Annotated in this window: 17 protein-coding genes; 15 read left to right on the forward strand and 2 right to left on the reverse strand. The window is 67.4% G+C overall.

Annotated elements, in window-relative coordinates:
* Positions 1–250: 250 nt before the first annotated feature.
* The 5 genes from A5691_RS15995 to A5691_RS16015 all read left to right on the forward strand — a co-directional run bounded on the left by A5691_RS15995 (position 251) and on the right by A5691_RS16015 (position 5,532).
* Positions 251–1,348: a ferredoxin reductase gene (locus A5691_RS15995; protein ID WP_067780868.1), complete on the forward strand. Its 1,098-nt coding sequence runs from the start codon at positions 251–253 to the stop codon at positions 1,346–1,348.
* A 16-nt stretch (positions 1,349–1,364) separates the two neighbouring features.
* Entirely contained in the window at positions 1,365–2,771 is a 1,407-nt protein-coding gene (locus tag A5691_RS16000) for an acyl-CoA desaturase (RefSeq protein ID WP_067780873.1), read from the forward strand.
* A 58-nt stretch (positions 2,772–2,829) separates the two neighbouring features.
* Positions 2,830–3,570, forward strand: a complete 741-nt coding sequence (locus A5691_RS16005; RefSeq protein ID WP_068016540.1) for an SDR family oxidoreductase — start codon at positions 2,830–2,832, stop codon at positions 3,568–3,570.
* An 80-nt stretch (positions 3,571–3,650) separates the two neighbouring features.
* Positions 3,651–5,015: a molybdopterin-dependent oxidoreductase gene (locus A5691_RS16010; protein WP_231980982.1), complete on the forward strand. Its 1,365-nt coding sequence runs from the start codon at positions 3,651–3,653 to the stop codon at positions 5,013–5,015.
* Positions 5,008–5,532, forward strand: a complete 525-nt coding sequence (locus tag A5691_RS16015) for a hypothetical protein (protein ID WP_068016543.1) — start codon at positions 5,008–5,010, stop codon at positions 5,530–5,532. The genes A5691_RS16010 and A5691_RS16015 overlap by 8 nt, the downstream gene beginning before the upstream one ends.
* On the opposite strand, the gene A5691_RS16020 is transcribed toward A5691_RS16015, so the two are convergent.
* Positions 5,509–5,871: an SHOCT domain-containing protein gene (locus A5691_RS16020; protein WP_067784647.1), complete on the reverse strand. Its 363-nt coding sequence runs from the start codon at positions 5,869–5,871 to the stop codon at positions 5,509–5,511. The genes A5691_RS16015 and A5691_RS16020 overlap by 24 nt on opposite strands.
* 524 nt (positions 5,872–6,395) lie before the next feature.
* Here A5691_RS16020 and A5691_RS16025 point away from each other — a divergent pair.
* The 6 genes from A5691_RS16025 to A5691_RS16050 all read left to right on the forward strand — a co-directional run bounded on the left by A5691_RS16025 (position 6,396) and on the right by A5691_RS16050 (position 11,889).
* Positions 6,396–6,707 (forward strand): hypothetical protein, encoded by a 312-nt coding sequence (locus A5691_RS16025; protein ID WP_156669964.1) that lies wholly within the window; start codon positions 6,396–6,398, stop codon positions 6,705–6,707.
* Between the two features lie 47 nt (positions 6,708–6,754).
* Positions 6,755–8,362, forward strand: a complete 1,608-nt coding sequence (locus A5691_RS16030) for a class I adenylate-forming enzyme family protein (RefSeq protein WP_068016546.1) — start codon at positions 6,755–6,757, stop codon at positions 8,360–8,362.
* Positions 8,349–9,122 (forward strand): class II aldolase/adducin family protein, encoded by a 774-nt coding sequence (locus A5691_RS16035; protein WP_067750166.1) that lies wholly within the window; start codon positions 8,349–8,351, stop codon positions 9,120–9,122. The genes A5691_RS16030 and A5691_RS16035 overlap by 14 nt, the downstream gene beginning before the upstream one ends.
* 116 nt (positions 9,123–9,238) lie before the next feature.
* Positions 9,239–10,507 (forward strand): amidohydrolase family protein, encoded by a 1,269-nt coding sequence (locus A5691_RS16040; protein WP_067891201.1) that lies wholly within the window; start codon positions 9,239–9,241, stop codon positions 10,505–10,507.
* Between the two features lie 90 nt (positions 10,508–10,597).
* On the forward strand, positions 10,598–11,068 hold the full coding sequence (locus A5691_RS16045) for a GbsR/MarR family transcriptional regulator (protein WP_067750170.1): 471 nt from the start codon (positions 10,598–10,600) through the stop codon (positions 11,066–11,068).
* Positions 11,065–11,889: a class I SAM-dependent methyltransferase gene (locus A5691_RS16050; protein WP_067891204.1), complete on the forward strand. Its 825-nt coding sequence runs from the start codon at positions 11,065–11,067 to the stop codon at positions 11,887–11,889. Before A5691_RS16045 ends, A5691_RS16050 begins: the two co-directional genes overlap by 4 nt.
* On the opposite strand, the gene A5691_RS16055 is transcribed toward A5691_RS16050, so the two are convergent.
* Positions 11,884–12,903, reverse strand: coding sequence for a nitronate monooxygenase family protein (locus A5691_RS16055; RefSeq protein ID WP_068016549.1), 1,020 nt, complete (start codon positions 12,901–12,903; stop codon positions 11,884–11,886). The two genes, A5691_RS16050 and A5691_RS16055, sit on opposite strands and share 6 nt — an antisense overlap.
* A 117-nt stretch (positions 12,904–13,020) precedes the next feature.
* Between A5691_RS16055 and A5691_RS16060 the strand changes: the two genes are divergently transcribed.
* From A5691_RS16060 to A5691_RS16070, 4 genes are all read left to right on the forward strand, one after another.
* The gene (locus A5691_RS16060; RefSeq protein WP_067784667.1) at positions 13,021–14,622 is read left to right on the forward strand and encodes an arylsulfatase; all 1,602 of its coding nucleotides are present in this window, start codon (positions 13,021–13,023) and stop codon (positions 14,620–14,622) included.
* A gap of 8 nt (positions 14,623–14,630) precedes the next feature.
* Entirely contained in the window at positions 14,631–15,854 is a 1,224-nt protein-coding gene (locus A5691_RS16065) for an FAD-dependent oxidoreductase (protein WP_067750178.1), read from the forward strand.
* 161 nt (positions 15,855–16,015) lie between these two features.
* Complete coding sequence (locus A5691_RS27420) at positions 16,016–16,264, forward strand: hypothetical protein (protein ID WP_082950357.1); 249 nt, start codon at positions 16,016–16,018, stop codon at positions 16,262–16,264.
* Between the two features lie 258 nt (positions 16,265–16,522).
* Positions 16,523–17,731: a cytochrome P450 gene (locus tag A5691_RS16070; protein WP_067889832.1), complete on the forward strand. Its 1,209-nt coding sequence runs from the start codon at positions 16,523–16,525 to the stop codon at positions 17,729–17,731.
* The last annotated feature ends 8 nt before the right edge of the window (positions 17,732–17,739 follow it).

Here is a 17,739-nt window from a genome sequence, read left to right on the forward strand (position 1 = left end):
AACAATAGGCGCCGGCGATGGCCGGCGCGCTGAGCCGGTTGGCTGTGAATCCTCTGAACAAATGTTTGGGCGCGGCACGGGTGGGGCACGTCACAGTAACGTGTGTCGCTGCGCCTGACCGAATCCCACTCACGACTAGTGAACAGTTGTGTGCTTTTAGTGGTGTCGTTGTGCGGCTGTCAAACAATGTATGACAAGCGAATTCAAACCAGACGTTTAAACTCGGTATACAACTGTGTACTCTAGCGGCATGGCGGAACGCGGCGCTGAACCCCAGGTCCCACGCGGGCGCCGGCTCTTCCTGCGCGCGGTGCGCCGGTTGTTCAGCCCGCTGCAGCCGGACGACTACCTCGAGATGATCAACCCGCTGTGGACCACCAAGGAGCTGCGCGGGAAGGTCGAGGCCATCGAGCAGCAGGGCTCGGAGGCCGCCAGCGTCTTGATCCGGCCCGGCTACGAGTGGCCTGGGCACAAGCCCGGTCAGTACGTGCGCCTCGGCGTGGTCATCGACGGCGTGTACCACTGGCGTGCGTATTCGCTGACATCGGACCCGACGCCCGACGACGGGCTGATCAGCGTCACGCCGAAGCGGGTCGACGGCGGCGTGGTTTCGCCGTATCTCGTGCACAAGATTCAGCCCGGGGACCTGGTGCGGCTCGGCGAGATCGAAGGCGTGTTCACCCTGCCGGAGCCCGTGCCGGACAAGATGCTATTCATCAGCGCCGGCAGCGGCATCACCCCGATCATCAGCATGCTGCGCGACCTCGACCACCGCGACGAGATGCGCGACGCCGTGGTCATTCACTCCGCCCGCACCCGCGAGCAGGCGATGTTTATGCCCGCGCTCGAAGAGCTCGAGAAACGGCACGATGGCATGCGGCTCGATCTGCGCTTCACCTCCGAACAGGGGCGGCTCACACCCGGCGACCTGGACGACGTGTGCCCGGACTGGCGCGAGCGCGAGGCGTTCTGCTCGGGCCCGGGGGAAATGCTCGACGCCTTGATCGAGCACTGGAAGGAGAACGCGGACTGCGACCGGCTGCATTTCGAGCGGTTCCAACCGAAGATCGGCGGCGACGCCAACGCCGGCGAGGGCGGCACCGTCTGCTTCCTGGACAGCGACAAGGAAGTCGAATGTGACGGTGGCACATCGATTCTCGAGGCCGGCGAGAAGGCCGGTCTCAACCTCGCCTTCGGCTGTCGCATTGGAATCTGCCATACCTGCGTCGGGACGCTGAAGTCGGGCAAGCTGCGCGACCTGCGCTCGGGTGACGTGATCGAACCGACCGAGCAGGACGTCCGAATCTGCATCAACACCGCCGAGGGCGACGTCGAACTCGAACTCTGATCGAAAGGAGCGGCTCGTGACAACGGCCGTAAAGAACGCCGGAGCGAATCCACTCTCCAGGCTGAGCGAGCAAGAATTGGAAAAGCTCGCGAAGGAATTCGACGCCATCCACGATGACGTGTTTGCCGACCTCGGGGACCGCGACCGGCGCTACATCAAGAACGTCATCTCGGCGCAACGGCAGATCGTGGTGGCAGGGCGAGTCCTGCTGCTGGCATCGCGCTCGAAGACCGCGTGGCTGCTGGGTACCGCCTGCCTGTCCATGGCCAAGATCTTGGAGAACATGGAGATCGGCCACAACGTGATGCACGGCCAGTGGGATTGGATGAACGACCCCGACATCCATTCGTCGGTGTGGGACTGGGACACCGCGTCCACCGCGGAATCCTGGAAGCACTCCCACAACTACATCCACCACACCTTCACCAACATCCTCGGCAAGGACAAGGATCTCGGCTACGAGATCATGCGGATCGACCCCAACCAGAAATGGGCACCGCGCTACCTGGGTCAACCGATCTACAACCTGCTGCTCACGCTCCTGTTCGAGTGGGGAGTGGCCGTCCACGACATGGATATCGACGCGATCCGCAAGCGCGAGAAGCCGTGGTCGGAGGTGCGCAAGGACCTGCGGGGCATCGGGGTCAAGGCGCGCGCGCAGATCTATAAGGACTACCTCGGCTGGCCGGCCATCAGCGCCGGTGCGTTCGCGCTCACGCAGCTCGCGCTGCGCGGCCGGCTCGAACAGCCGGCACGGTCCCGGCTGGGCAACCGGCTGCGCCGGGTGTCGAACAAGGGCCGCGTCGCCGCAGCAGCGTCGTTCCTCGACAAGGTGGCGCCGGGCGTGGAAAGCACGTACCTGCGCACCCTGGGCGCCGACGCGGTGGCCAACGTCATCCGCAACATCTGGGCCCACGCCATCATCTTCTGCGGCCACTTCCCGGACCAGACCTACACATTCACGCAGGAAGAAACCGAGAACGAGACCCGCGGTGGCTGGTACGTGCGCCAATTGCTCGGCGCCGCGAACATCGAGGGCAGCCCGCTGTTCCACATCATCAGCGGCAACCTCGGCTACCAGGTGGAGCATCACCTGTACCCGGACATGCCCAGCAGCCGGTATTCCGAGATCGCGCCGCAGGTCAAGGAAATCTGCGACCGCTACGAGCTGCCCTACAACTCCGGTCCGTTCGGCAAGCAGTGGTTCATGGTGCACCGCAGCATCTTCCGCTTGGCGTTCCCGGGCGGGAAGCCGCGCCCCAAGCCCGGCCCGTACCACAGCAATGTGCACCGCCCCGACCCCGAGCGGCCGAGCGAGGGCACCCGGTCCCGCGATCGGGTGCCGGCCGAACACCCGGCCGCGGGTCCCGAACACGATTCCACCGGCGTCGAGGTGGAGCCGCCGCCGCGGGGCAAGGACTGACGCTCGGCGCCGCGCTCATCGAGTTGCCGTCGCCGGGCCGCTGGGTAGCCTTTGCGCGATGACGGGGATCGACGGGCAGGTCGTGGCCATCACCGGGGCGAGCAGCGGGATCGGCGAGGCGACCGCCCTGCTGCTGGCCGAGCGCGGTGCCCGGGTGACCATCGGCGCGCGCCGCGCCGAGCGACTCGATGAGATCGCACGGGAAATACGCGACCGGGGCGGATCCGCCGTCACCTGCCGCACCGACGTCTCGCGACCCGAAGACCTTCGGCGGCTCGTCGCGACGGCCACCGGCGAATTCGGCCGGCTCGATGTCCTGATCAGCAACGCCGGCATCAGCAAGATCGGGCCGGTGTCCGGCCTCGACGTCGACGGATGGACGGCGATGATCGACGTCAACCTGCGGGGAGTGCTGCACGGGATCGCCGCGGCCCTACCGGTTTTCCGAAATCAAGGGCGCGGACATTTCGTGACGACGGTGTCGACCGCGGGGCTCAAGATCGTGCCCACCATGGCGGTGTACGCCGCCTCGAAGAACGCCGTTCGCACCCTGATGGAGGGCTTGCGCCAGGAATCCACCGACGGCGTCGTGCGGACCACATCGATCTCACCCGGATTCGTCGACACCCGATTGGACGATTCCATCGACGACGCGGCGATGCGCGCTCAGATCCGTCGCAACATGACCGAATTCGGCTTGCCGCCGGCGGCGGTGGCCCGGGCCATCGCGTTCGCCATCGAGCAACCGCACGAGGTCGAGATCGGCGACATCACCATCCGGCCAACGGTCCAGGGCTAGCAGCAGTCGGCGGGGTTGCCACTCCGGAGAACAGACACCGAAGTGAACCATTTCCAGCGCGCGCTCGTGGATGATCATCGATGATGCGCCGCGTCCACAGTTCCAGCACCGAAGAGACCGAGCCGACCGATTCCGGTGGCTACGGGTTTCCCGCGCGGCTGTGGCGCCTCCTGGATGAGCACCCACCGCCCGGTGTCGGGCGGGCGCAGCGCTGGCGCAGCCCGCTGCGGGGACCATGGCTGACATCCGTATTCGGGTCGGTGCTGCTGGTCACGCTGCCGATCGTCATCATCACGGGGCTGCTGTCGTACATCGCCTACGGGCCGCGGTTCGGCCAGGCCATCCCCGGCGACGTCGGATGGCTGAAGCTGCCGACGTTCGATTGGCCCACCAACCCGTCGTGGCTGTATCGGCTGACCCAGGGGTTGCACGTCGGGCTCGGGCTGATCCTGATCCCGGTGGTGCTGGCCAAGCTGTGGTCGGTGATCCCGCGACTGTTCACGTGGCCGCCCGCCCGGTCCATAGCCCAACTGCTGGAACGGGTTTCGCTGCTGATGCTGGTCGGCGGCATCCTGTTCGAGATCGTCACGGGCGTGCTGAACATCCAGTACGACTACATCTTCGGTTTCAGCTTCTACACCGCGCATTACTTCGGCGCCTGGGTGTTCATCGCAGGATTCGTCGTGCACATCGCGATCAAGATCCCGGCCATGTGGTCCGGCCTGCGCTCGATCTCAGCGCGCGACGTGCTGCGCGCCGGCCGCGCCGAGACCCGCGCCGAACCATGGGAGCCGGACGGGCTGGCCGCCGCGGATCCGGCGCCCGCGACGATGAGCCGCCGCGGCGCCCTGGCGCTCGTGGGCGGCGGTGCGGCGTTCATGGCGGTCATCACCGCGGGGCAGACGTTGGGTGGGTTCACGCGGCCCGCGGCCCTGCTGCTTCCGCGCGGCCGCACCCGCGGGGATGGTCCCGGCGACTTCGAGGTCAACCGGACCGCGGTGGTGGCCGGCATTTCCGCCGAAGACACGGGCGAGCGCTGGCGGCTCACCTTGAGCGGCGGCCCGCACGCCGTCGTCCTGGACCGCTCCGCCCTCCTGGCCATGCCGCAGCGCACCGCCACGCTGCCGATCGCCTGCGTGGAAGGCTGGTCCACCACCCAAACGTGGACCGGTGTGCGCCTGGCGGACCTGGCCCGGCTCGCCGGCGTACCGGCTCCCGACTCGGCGTACGTCTCGTCGTTGGAGCGCGGGGGCGCATTCGGCCGCGCGACGCTGCAGGGTAGCCAGGTGCTGCACCCCGATGCGTTGCTGGCCCTGCGCGTCAACGGCACCGACCTGTCCCCGGACCATGGGTTCCCGGCGCGCATCATCGTGCCCGCGTTGCCCGGCGTACACAACACCAAATGGGTGGAATCCATTGCCTTCAGGGCCGGCCCAAATGCATAGCGCCCGAGCGGCTTTCATGAGGCTCTACGGGTCCGGCCCATGGCATCTGTTGATCCTGATCGCCGGGTTCGCCCTCTTGGGCTACGTGGTGGCCACCAGCAAACCGGTCACGCTGTGGAACACGCACGTGTGGTGGCAGTCGATCATCGTGTGGTTCGCCGCGGCCATCGTCGCCCACGACCTGGTGTTGTTCCCGATCTACGCATTGCTCGACCGGCTGCTGTCGCGCTCCGTCGTCCGGCTGCCGCCGCGGCCGGTGCCCGTGATCAATCACATCCGGGTGCCCGCGCTCGGTGCGGGGCTGACGCTGCTGGTGTTCCTGCCCGGCATCATCAAGCAGGGCGCCGCCACGTATTCGGCCGCGACCGGCCAGACGCAGGATCCCTTTCTTGGCCGCTGGCTGCTGCTGACCTCGGCGATGTTCGGCGTCAGCGCCGCGATCTACGCGGTCCGCACGGCGACGGCGCATCGAGGCGCCGAGGCGGCACCCGACCTACATGTTGGCGATAATTTGTAGGCGCTGGGCGCTGTATTCGGTGTCGGTGATGGCGCCCCTGGCGTGCAGGTCCTCGAGTTGTTTGAGGCGGTCGTACAGCGGTGGCTCGGGCCGCGCGACCGCGGCCGGGTGAGCAGCGTGGACGCCCCCGGTGTGCGGCATCGAGCCGCCCTTGGTGGTCCAACCCGCGCCGAGATCGATCAGCCGCAGCGCGAACAGCACGCCCGCGCCGGTGATCGGCAGGCCGAGGTAGATCATCCACCCCAACGGCACGCCGGCCCGGCTCAGCGCGAAATAGCGCGTCAGCAGGACCAGCGCGAGCATCCCGCCGGCCAGCAGCACGACGACCTTGCTTTTCATCCGCCATGAACCTCCGTGTCGATCGCTGCGGGGCGCAGCGGTGGTGCGGCAAGTGCAACCCGGCGGGGCCGCTACCGATCCCAAGGGCGCTAAGCGCATTCACCGTCCACGGCGGCGCTGGAAGGATTCTTGGTGACTTCTTGGAGTGTTCTTTGAAACCCGCGCGTGTTCTGCGCGTGCGGCGGCGACTAACTACTCTGGTGAGCATGGGAAACGGGCGGACCGGGACGGCGAAGGCGTTATGCGCCTGCCTGGCCGCACTTGTCTTGCTGCCATTCGACGCCACCCCGATGGCGGCCATCACAAAAACCGTTGCGCCGTCTCCATCCTCGTCGATCGACCACAGTGCCCTCGGACCGCCCAGCTCGCCCTGCTTTATCGGCCTCAACTGCGGATGTGTTCAGCACTGCCAATCGCCGCCACGCCCACGCCCGCCGGCCGTGGCCGGCGATCCACAGCACGCCCGCCCGCCTCCACGCCGCCAAATCCCTAGTCCGACCGCCTGAAAGCACACTGGAGAGATCGTGAAGATTCGACAAGCCCAGCCCGTGGCCGCGGTTGGCGGTGTCTTCGCAGCGCTCGTCCTGGCGTTCGGTTGGTCGGACGCCGACACGGTCACCCGGGCCGCGAACCCCACGTCTTCGTCCAACGTGACGCCGGCGCCCCCGCCCGCCCCGGGCGGCGCCCTGCCGGTGCAACCCGCCGGCGGGGGTGGCTGCATCATCGGCCTCAACTGCGGTTGCACGCGCAACTGCCACAAGCCGCGGCCCCGTCCTCCGGGCCCCGTCAGCGACCCGCAACACGACGCGCCCGCACCGGCCCCGGAGAACCCCTAGCGGGCAGTACCCGGCGAGGCCGCCGGCCGCTTTCCTATCATCGGCTGATGGAGATCGAGTCCTCGCCGGCGTTCAGTGCCGAGGACTCGGCCCGGTTTCATGCTTGCGGCTTCTGGTCGGACACGACGTTGTCGGACGCGGTACGCCGCAACGCCGAACGGTCGCCGGACCGCCTTGCCTATGTCGACCATGCCGGGACAGCGCTGAGCTGGCGCCAATTCGACGATGCCGCAAGCGCTCTGGCCGAGAGACTGGCCGGCGCGGGGATCGAGCCCGGCGACCGCGCGGCGGTGTGGCACGGCGACTCCGCGGCCCTGCACGCGCTGTTCGTCGCGATCGAGCGGTGCGGGGCGGTCGTCGTCGGCGTCGGCGCGCGCGCCGGAGCCCGTGAAGTCACGGCGATACTGCGCAGCGCCCAGCCGAAAATCCTGATCAGCGACCAACTGCGTGGGGCGACCGCGGCGCACGTCGCCGGGGAGCTTGCGCTCCCCACCCTGACGCTGGACTCGCCCGCCGGCTCGCCGCGACTCGACGTTCGGGCGGCGCGGAAGGCGCTTGCCCCCGAATCCCGACTCGGGCCCGACGATGTATTCCTCATCAACTCGACATCCGGCACCACCGGGCTGCCCAAGTGCGTGGTGCACACACAGAATCGCTGGCACTACTTCCACCAGAAGGCCGTCGCCAACGGGCTGCTGACGTCGGAGGACGCTTTCCTGCCGGTCATCCCGACACCGTTCGGATTCGGGTTATGGACCAGCCACACCACGCCGATCTATCTCGGCGCCACCGCCGTCATCCTGGACCGGTTCAGCACGCGGGCGACCTGCGAGGCGATAGCCCAACACCGGGCCACCGTATTGTGCTGTGTCAGTACGCAATTGACCATGCTGATGGCGGATCCCGCGACCCGCGACCACGACCTGAGCTCGCTGCGGGTCGTGTTCACCGGCGGTGAGGCGCTGCCCTACCGGCCGGCGGCCGAGTTCGAGGAACTCACCGGCGCGACGATCCTGCAGTTCTACGGCTCCAACGAAACCGGGATGCTGAGCGCCACCACGGTCAACGACACACGCGAACGCCGGCTGCGCACGGGCGGGCGGATCGTGCCGGAAATGGCGGTCCGGCTCTTCGACGGGGACCGCGACGTGACCGCGACCGGCAAGGGCCAGCCGGCCTGCCGCGGCCCGGCGACCAGCCTCGGCTACCTCGGCGGAACCGATCACGACAAGCTGTTCACCCGAGACGGCTGGATGCGCATGGGGGACATCTGCGAGATCGACGCGGACGGATACCTGACCGTCACCGGGCGAACTTCCGACTTCATCCTGCGCGGCGGAAAGAACATCAGCGCAACGCAGGTCGAGGATGCCGCCACCACCCACCCTGCCATCGCGGTGGCGGCCGCGGTCGCGATGCCCGACCCGGTGTTCGGCGAAAAGGTATGCCTCTACGCCGAACTCGTCGGCTCGGCCACGATCGAACTGGCCGAGCTGGTCGAACACCTGCTGGCGCTGGGGGTGTCCAAGGAGTTGTTGCCCGAACGGCTCATCGTGGTCGACGAGCTTCCGCGCTCGTCGGGCGGCAAGGTTGCCAAAGGCCGGCTGCGCGAGGATATTCGAGCCAGAACGGAGGCCGAACATGAATGCTCCTGACGCGCGCCGGGGCGGCCTGGAGGTATGGGCGCCGTCGGTGGTCCCCCCGATCGGGGTCGACTTGTCCGACGAGCAGGCGCTCGCGGTCGCCTTCCGCCACCTGGCCGGCATCGGGTTCGCCGAGAACATGGCCGGACACATTACCTGGCAACCCGACGGCCGGACGGAGATGCTGGTCAATCCGTGGGGGCTGTGGTGGCAGGAGATCACGGCGTCCGACATCTGCGTGGTCGACGCCGACGCCCGGGTGCTGCGCGGCCGGTGGGACGTCACCCCGGCGATTTACATCCACACCGAGCTGCACCGCGTCCGCGACGACGCCCGGGTGGTCATCCATAACCACCCTTACTACGTCTGCGTGCTCGCCGCGTTGGGCCGGTTGCCCGAATTGGTGCACCAGACCGGTTCGCTCTTCCTCGATGACCTCTGCCTCGTCGAAACCTATGACGGCGAGGTCGACAGCCCCGCCCGCGCGGCCGAGCTCGCCGCACGGATCGGGGCCGCAAACCTGACCATCCTGGCCAACCACGGCGTCATCGCGACCGGGCGCAACCTGCCCGAAGCCGTCTACCGCGCGGCGTCCATCGAACGGGTCTGCAAGCTGGCCTACGACGTGCTGCTCACGGGCAAGGAGCCGGTGGCCATGAAGTGGTCCGACATGGCAGGCATGCAGCGGTCTCTCGTCGAGCGCGCCGCCGACGTGTACTGGGCGGGCGCGGCGCGGATGACCATCAAGGCCGACCCCGACGTGCTCACGTGAACCCCGTCGTCGCGCGTGCGTCCACGGCGGCGACACGTCGACAGGCGTCGCCCGCGTCGCACACCGAAGGCCGGCGACACACGCTCGATTACGCCTCCACGCAAGGAGATTGACCAGTGAAATCGATCGACGAGCTGGCCGGCAACCTCAACTTCACGACGGCGAAGACCGGCGAGCAACGCTCGGTCACCTTCTTGCCCGATCCGCCCCGCGCGCCGCGGCGCTACACCGTGATCTCCGTCGACGATCACATCGTCGAGCCGCCGGATACCTTCGCCGGGCGGCTGCCGCGCAAATTCGCCGACCGGGCGCCCAAAGTCGTCGAGACCGACAGCGGCGGACAGACCTGGGTCTACGACGGTCGGGAGCTGCCCAACGTCGGATTCAACGCCGTCGTCGGCCGTCCGGTGGCCGAGTATGGCTTCGAGCCGGTGCGGTTCGACGAAATGCGCAGGGGCGCCTGGGATATCCACGAGCGTGTCAAGGACATGGACCTCAACGGCATCTACGCCTCGCTCAACTTCCCGTCTTTCCTGCCCGGATTCGCCGGCCAGCGCCTGCAGCAGGTGACCAGTGACCGCGACCTGGCGCTGGCCTCGGTGCGCGCGTGGAACGACTGGCACCTCGAGGTGTGGGCGGGCTCGTATCCCGAGCGCATCATTCCCTGCCAATTGCCGTGGCTGCTCGACCCCGAACTCGGCGCGCGGATGATCTACGAGAACGCCGAGCGTGGGTTCCACGCCGTCACGTTCAGCGAAAACCCGGCGATGCTGGGGCTGCCCAGCATCCATTCCAAACACTGGGACCCGATCATGGCGGCGTGCGCCGAAACGGGCACCGTGGTGAACCTGCACATCGGCTCGTCGGGCTCCTCACCCTCCACGACCGACGACGCGCCTCCGGACGTGCAGGGCGTGTTGTTCTTCGCCTATGCCATCTCCGCGGCGGTCGACTGGCTGTATTCCGGGCTGCCCAGCAGATTCCCCAACCTGAAGATCTGTTTGTCGGAAGGCGGCATCGGGTGGGTGGCGGGCCTGCTGGATCGCCTCGACCACATGCTCAGCTATCACGCGATGTACGGCACCTGGGCGGCGCTGGGCGAAAGCCTCACGCCCGCAGAGGTGTTCACTCGCAACTTCTGGTTCTGCGCCGTGGAGGACAAGTCCTCGTTCGTCCAGCGCGACCGGATCGGCGTGGACAACATCATGCTGGAGGCCGACTACCCGCATTGCGACTCCACCTGGCCCCACACCCAAGAGACGATCCACGAGCAAATCGGCGACCTGCCCACGGACGTGATCCGGAAGTTCAGCTGGGAGAACGCCTCTCGCCTTTATCGCCACCCGGTGCCGGAAGACGTGCAGCGGAATCCCGACGCGTTCTAGCGGGCGCCGCTCTCGCCGTAACGGCCCTTCCATAATCGGCTTCTGCTCCGTACGCTACGTTCAGTATGTACTAAACGTAGCGGGAGGGTCATGTCGCCGGAAGAGGCCGAGTTCGTCGACCGCCTCGGGCTGTTCTTCGAACTGCTCGGCGCCACCCGGACCATGGGCCGGCTGTATGGATGGCTGCTGATCTGTCATCCGCCGCAACAGTCACTGACTCAGCTGGCCGACGCGTTATCGGTGAGCAAGGCCTCCATCAGCACCGTCGCCCGCCAGCTCCTGGAGGGTGGCATGGTGGAGCGGTTGCCCAGCCCGGACCGCCAACACCTGTATCGGGTCACGCCGGGCGGGTTCACCAGCGTTCTTAAAACCCAGCTCTCGCTCATGCGGCTGGGCATCGAGCCCGCCGAGTTCGCCCTTTCCGTGCTGCACGAGGACCGCGCCGAACAGCGGCAGCGTGTCGAGGATTTCCGCGACTTCTGCGAGTTCTGCACCAACGCCTACCGCGATCAGCTCATGCAGATGTGGACCGAATATCGGGCGGCAAGGAGAAAGCCATGACCCCGACCGACAAGGTCGACTTCACATCCGTACCGTGGGGTTCGGTGGAATGGACGAACCTCGTCACGCTCTATCTGCGGGCTCACGAAAGCCGTTCGAACCGGCCCATTTTGGGCGACAAAGCGGCGGCGGCAGCGGTGGAGCGGATCGACTACGACTTCAAGCGAATCCATCGGAGCTCGCTGCCGGCGTCGAACCAGTACCTGGTCGCCCTGCGCGCCAAGCGGCTCGACGACTGGTGCGCGGAATTCCTGCGGCGCCACCCGGACGCGGTGGTGCTGCACCTGGGTTGCGGGCTCGACGGCCGCGCTTTCCGGCTCACCGTGCCGCCGTCGGCCTCGTGGTTCGACGTCGACCAGCCCGGTGTCATCGAGCTGCGGCGACGGCTCTATCAGGACACCGAGCGGTACCGGATGATCGGCTCGTCGGTGACCGATCCGGGGTGGCTGGACCAGGTTCCGATCGATCGCCCCACGCTGGTCATCGCCGAGGGCCTGCTGATGTACCTGACCGAACAGCAGGTCCGCGACTTATTGCAGCGTCTGACCGGCCGATTCCAAAGCGGCGAAATGCATTTCGACACGCTCTCGGCGCTGGCGCCGTTGCTGTCGAAGCTGTTCACCCGCGGGATCATCAAGTGGGGCATCCGCGATGCGCGGGAGCTGGAGAACTGGAATCCTCGGCTGCGCCTGCTCGAACAGGTCCCGGCGCTGGCAGGTTACCAACAGATCGAATCGGCGCCGGTTCGGTTCGTGTACAAACTCACCTGTGCGACTCCCGGCGGCCGGTATGACGTGCTGAACCGCTTCGAATACTCATAGGTCGGAAGCCAGCCGCCGAAGAATCTCGGCGGTGGGTTCGGCGGTGGCATTCCGGTACCCGGTGCCCGCCCACAGGTGCACGTAGCCGGGCTTGCCCGCCGCGGCCGCGGCCTTGCGGAGCGGGCTGGTCAGGTAGTGGATGGCCGGGTAGCCCAGCGGCGCCTGCGCCTCGTGGGCATCGATGAACGCGTTGCGCAGCCCGCGGGCGGGGCGGCCGGTGAAGGCGCGCGTGAGCACCGTCTCGGCGTACGCGGGATCGGTCAGGGCCGCCTGATGCGTGGCCGATGCGCCGCTTTCGTCCGCGCGCAGCAGAACCGTCCCGACGGCGGCCGCCGCGGCGCCCGCACGGATCACCTCGGCCACCGCGGCGGGGCTGGCGAGCCCGCCGGCGGCCATTACCGGCAGCGGCACGGCCGCGACGATGCGCTCGACCAGTTCGGCGATCGGCACCGGCCGCAGCGGCTCCCGCGGCGAGAGTGTGCCCGAGTGACCGCCCGCGGCCGCCCCCTGCACGGCGAGCATGTCGACCCCGGCGTCGCGTGCCTGCACCGCCTCGTCGGGTGTGGTCACCGTCTGCACCACGACGCTGCCCGCCTTGCGCAGCGCCGCGATCACCGCCCGCGGCGGGATGCCGAAGGTGAACGACACCATGGGAACCGGGTCGTCGAGCAGCAGCGCGACCTTTTCGTCGAACTTGTCGCTGTCCTCGATCGGCTCCGGGGGCAGCGTCAACCCGAAGTGATCCGCGTCGCGCTGGACGATCGCGGCGTAGGCGCGGTAGCGCGCGGGGTCAACCGGCAGCGGATTGGGTGCAAACAGGTTGATACCGAACGAGATTCCCTCGGCGCGAACCTGCTTGACCTCGGCCTCCACGGCTTCCACGGTCTTGTACCCGGCCGCGAGCATGCCCAGGCCGCCCGCGCGGGTCGCGGCCGAGACCATTGCGGGGGTGGTCGGGCCGCCAGCCATCGGGGCGGCGACCAGCGGGATGGACATTTCGAAACCTGCCAGCATGTCGGAGCCCTTTCGGTGTAACCGTGCGCCGAACGCGGACAGCGCAGCCCTGACAATAACGACGCCCCGTCGCGGCGGCATTCCACCCGGGCAGATGACCTGGCAGGATGCTTCACCGTGAAGAGGCCCAACTTCCTCGTGATCGTGGCGGACGACCTCGGGTTTTCCGATATCGGCGCGTTCGGCGGCGAAATCGAGACGCCGAACCTCGATCGGTTGGCCCACGCGGGGATCCGGCTCACCGACTTCCACTCGGCGCCGGCGTGCTCACCCACCCGGGCGATGCTGCTGACGGGCACGGACCACCACATCGCCGGCATCGGCACCATGCTGGAGGTCGCCGGCCCCGGGTTTCGCGGGGCGCCCGGCTACGAGGGCTACCTGAACGACCGGGTGGTGGCGTTGCCGGAACTACTGCGCGACGCGGGATACCTGACGCTGATGTCGGGCAAGTGGCACCTGGGCGCCACGATCGACAGGTCGCCCTGGGCGCGCGGTTTCGAGCGCTCGTTCGCGCTGCTGCCGGCCGGGGCCAGCCATTTCGGCGGCGGCGGCGCCCGCAGCTTCTCGCCGGTGCCAACGCTTTACACCGAGGACGACCAGTTCGTCACCGTGGGGGATGACTTCTACTCGTCGGACTTCTACACCGACAAGCTGCTGCAGTATTTCGGCGAACGCGCCCCCGGCGACGACCGGCCGTTCTTCGCGTACCTGCCCTTCCAGGCGCCGCATTGGCCGCTGCAGGCCCCGGACGAATCCATCGCGAAGTACCGCGGCCGCTACGACGCCGGACCCGACGCGCTGCGCGAAGAGCGACTGGCCGCACTCAAGCGGCTGGGCCTGTGTCCGCCGGACATCGAGGCGCACCCGGTCGTTGCCGACGGCGCTCCCGAGTGGGCCGACATGACCGATGAACAGCGCGCGGTGTCGGCTCGCAGCATGGAGGTCTACGCCGCGATGGTCGACCGGATGGACTGGAATATCGGCCGGGTGCTCGATTACCTTGCGGAGCGCGGCGAACTGGACGACACCGTCGTTATCTTCCTGTCCGACAACGGCGCCGAGGGAGCGATCGTCGAGGCGATGCCGTTGGTCGGGGCCCGAATCGTCGCACAGATCGAAAAGCATTGCGACAATAGCCTGGACAACCTGGGCCGGCCCTCCTCGTTCATCTGGTACGGGCCGCGCTGGGCGCAGGCCGCCACCGCGCCGTCGCGGTTGCACAAGGCGTTCACCACCGAAGGCGGGATCCGCGTGGTGGGTTTCGTGACCTGGCCGGGGTTTGAACGGCAGCGCGAGATCGGTACGGCGTTCAGCACCGTCATGGACATCGCCCCGACCGTGCTCGAACTGGCGGGCGCGGCGCACCCCGGCACGTCCTACCGCGGGCGCGAGGTGGCGCCGATGCGCGGCCGCTCCCTGGTGGGGTACCTCTCCGGGGGTGCGGAGGCCGTTCATGACGCCGAGACGGGCACGGGCTGGGAACTGTTCGGCCGCAGGGCGATCCGCCAGGGAGACTGGAAGGCGTTGCATCTGCCGGCACCGTATGGCCCGGGCGGCTGGCAGCTCTATGACCTCGCGGCGGACCCCGGCGAAATTCACGACCTGGCCGGCTCGCACCCCCACAAGCTGGCCGAGCTGCTGGCGCTGTGGGATCGCTACGTCGAGGAAACCGGGGTAATCCTCGACCCCGTCTCGGTGTTCGACCTCGAGTTCTAAGGGCGCTGATGGCTGAGACGACGACCTGCGCAATCATCGGTGGCGGCCCGGCCGGCATGGTCCTGGGACTGCTACTGGCGCGGGCGGGCGTGCAGGTCACCCTGATGGAGAAGCACGGCGACTTCCTGCGCGACTTTCGCGGCGACACGGTCCACCCGACCACTATGCGGCTGCTCGACGAGCTGGGTTTGTGGGAACCCTTCGCGGCCTTGCCTTTCACCGAGGTCCGCACCGCGAAACTCGAATCCAACGGGCGCTCGGTGACCTACGTCGACTTCGAGCGGCTGCGCCAGCCCCATCCCTTCGTCGCGATGGTGCCACAGTGGGACCTGCTCAACCTGCTGGCCGACGCGGCTCAGGCGGAGCCCGGCTTCTCGCTGCGGATGAACACCGAAGTCACCGGGCTGCTATGGGACGCCGGCCGGGTCGCCGGAGTGCGCTACCGCGGCCCCGACGGCCCGGGCGAACTGCGGGCCGAGCTGACGGTGGCGTGTGACGGCCGCTGGTCGATCGCCCGGGAGCAGGCCGGACTGAAGGCGCGCGAGTTCCCGGTGAAGTTCGACGTCTGGTGGTTCCGCTTGCCTCATAAGGAAGACGTGGAGTACTCCTTCCTCCCTCGACTGGGTCCGGGCAAGGGCCTTGCCGTGATTCCGCGGGAGCGCTACTTCCAGATCGCCTACCTCGGGCCCAAGGGCACCGACGCCCAATTGCGGGCGCGCGGCATAGACGCGTTTCGTCGCGACGTCGAAGAGCTGCTGCCCGACATGCCCGAGTCGGTGGCGGCGCTGCAATCGATGGACGACGTGAAACATCTCGACGTGCACGTGAACCGGCTGCGTCGCTGGCACACCAAGGGGCTGCTGTGCATCGGCGATGCGGCGCACGCGATGTCGCCGTTGGGCGGCGTCGGCATCAACCTGGCGATCCAGGACGCCGTCGCAGCCGCGACCATTCTCGCGGAACCGCTTCGACGGCACCGCGTCGGCGACCGCGAACTCGCCGCGGTGCACCGCCGGCGCGTCTTCCCCACGGTGGTGACGCAACTCGTGCAGCAGGTGCTGCACCGAGCGTTGCTCGGGCCGTTGCTGCGCGGGGCCGACCCGACCCCGCCGGCGGCATTCCTCGGCCTTATGCAACGGCTGCCGTGGCTGTCGATCGTGCCGGCCTACTTCGTCGGTGTGGGTGTCTTGCCCGAGCACGCCCCGGCGTTCGCCCGTCGCGGGAACGGCTGAGTCGACGCAGGTCCGGGCCCGTGTGGACGCGGGGGCGTTTGCTACGTCGCGGGCGCGGGTAAACTGGTAGGGACAATTTGGGGGTCGTGAGATCGGTCCATCCCCGCACACCGCGGACGTTTCCTACGGGAACACCACGGGACCGAGAGGAGGCCAGAGAAGTGAACGTCAAGAAATTCGCAGGTAAGGCCGCGGTCGTCGGCGCGTTGAGCGCGGCGGCGCTGGGACTTGGTACGGGTATGGCGCAGGCGCACCCGGGACCGTGGCCCCCGCCCGTTCCGCCGGGTCCGCACGTCGTGGACAACGGTCATTGGAACCCGCTGCCGCCGGGGCAGGTCAAGCAGATTTGCCCGTGGCAGTCGCCACCCGGGCAGTGGATTGGCGGGCCGCACGGGGTTCCCTGCACGTAATTCGACCCGGCCACCGCAGCAGCTCTCGAACCACTGGTTCGAGAGCTGCTTTTTTCGCTGAATTCCTCAGCTTCGAGTGCGTCCTAAAGCCTGCGTAGAACCAGGCGTCGTTCTTGGGTGTCCAGTATGGACTCAAGCCCATCTGGTGCGCTGGGCACGGAATTCTTGCGTTGGTTAGTCAGGCGACTTGCGGGTTGCTGCGGATCCAGTCCGCGAGGCTGAGTTGATATACCCGGGAGAGGTGCCATACTTTTTGGTATGGAAACTGCGGTGAACCCATCGCTGCTGAGCCCGTTCTGGGAGACTGACCTTGAAACTCGCCTCAAGCACTTCGATACGTTGCGTGCCCGCAGTGGGGGTGTCGAGTTCATTCCGCAGCAGGATGGGCGTGGCTTTTGGTCGGTGACGTCCTATGCCGGGGTGCGTACGGTGACCCGGGACCCCAAGAGGTTCACGAGCACCCTTGGTTTCTCCTTGGACGACATGCCTCCGGATCTGCTCGAGATCCTTGGCTCGATCATCGTGATGGACGATCCCAAGCATCAGCAGTATCGGCGCCTCGCACAGGTGGCGTTCTCACCCCGATCAATTCGCCGCATGACCGATTACGTCGGCAGGCTGGCCGACGCCATCGTCGAAGAGATCCGGGAGCGTCGTACGTTTGACTTCGTCGAGACTGTGGCGGCAAGCCTTCCGTTCCAAGTCATCGCGGACCTGCTGGGAATCCCGGTCGGCGACCGCACGCGCTTGCGTGAACTCATTGACCTGATCCTGGGCGTCAACGACGGCCACGTCAGCGACATCGATACCAGTTTGCAGGCGGTCAGCGAGTTCTTCGAGTACACCATCGACCTTGGAAGGCAGCGACGCCGGTATCCTGGCGATGACATCACCTCCGCTTTGATGCAGGCCGAGGTCAACGGGAAACGGCTCACCGCAGCGGAATTCGGGTCTTTCGTGATCCTGCTCGCCGCGGCAGGAAACGACACCACGCGGACTGCACTGGCGTGGGCGATGCACCTGCTGAGCGAGCATGCCGACGAACGCGTCGCCCTGGCGGGCGATTTCGACGGACTTCACGGCAACGCCATCGAGGAGGTGCTCCGTTGGTCATCGCCCGTGCTGCACATGCGGCGGACTGCGACGACGGACACAGTCCTCGGCGACGTCCAGATCGCTGCCGGAGACAAGGTCGTGGTGTGGTATCTGGCCGCCAATCACGATCCGAGCGTGTTCCCCGACCCGTCGCGCTTCGACATCCTGCGCTCCAACGCCCGCGATCATCAAGCTTTTGGAGCCGGTGGACCACACTTTTGCCTCGGAGCGGGGTTGGCGCGGATGGAGATACGCGTCGTGCTGGGCACACTGCTAGCTGCGTTCCCGACACTGCGTGCGACGGCTCCGCCCGATCCGCTGCGCTCGATGTTCGTCCACGGTGTCAAGGCACTGCCCTGCACCCTGGACTAACTCAGGGA

It is taken from the genome of Mycobacterium sp. E183 (genome assembly GCF_001667735.1).
Taxonomy (GTDB): domain Bacteria; phylum Actinomycetota; class Actinomycetes; order Mycobacteriales; family Mycobacteriaceae; genus Mycobacterium.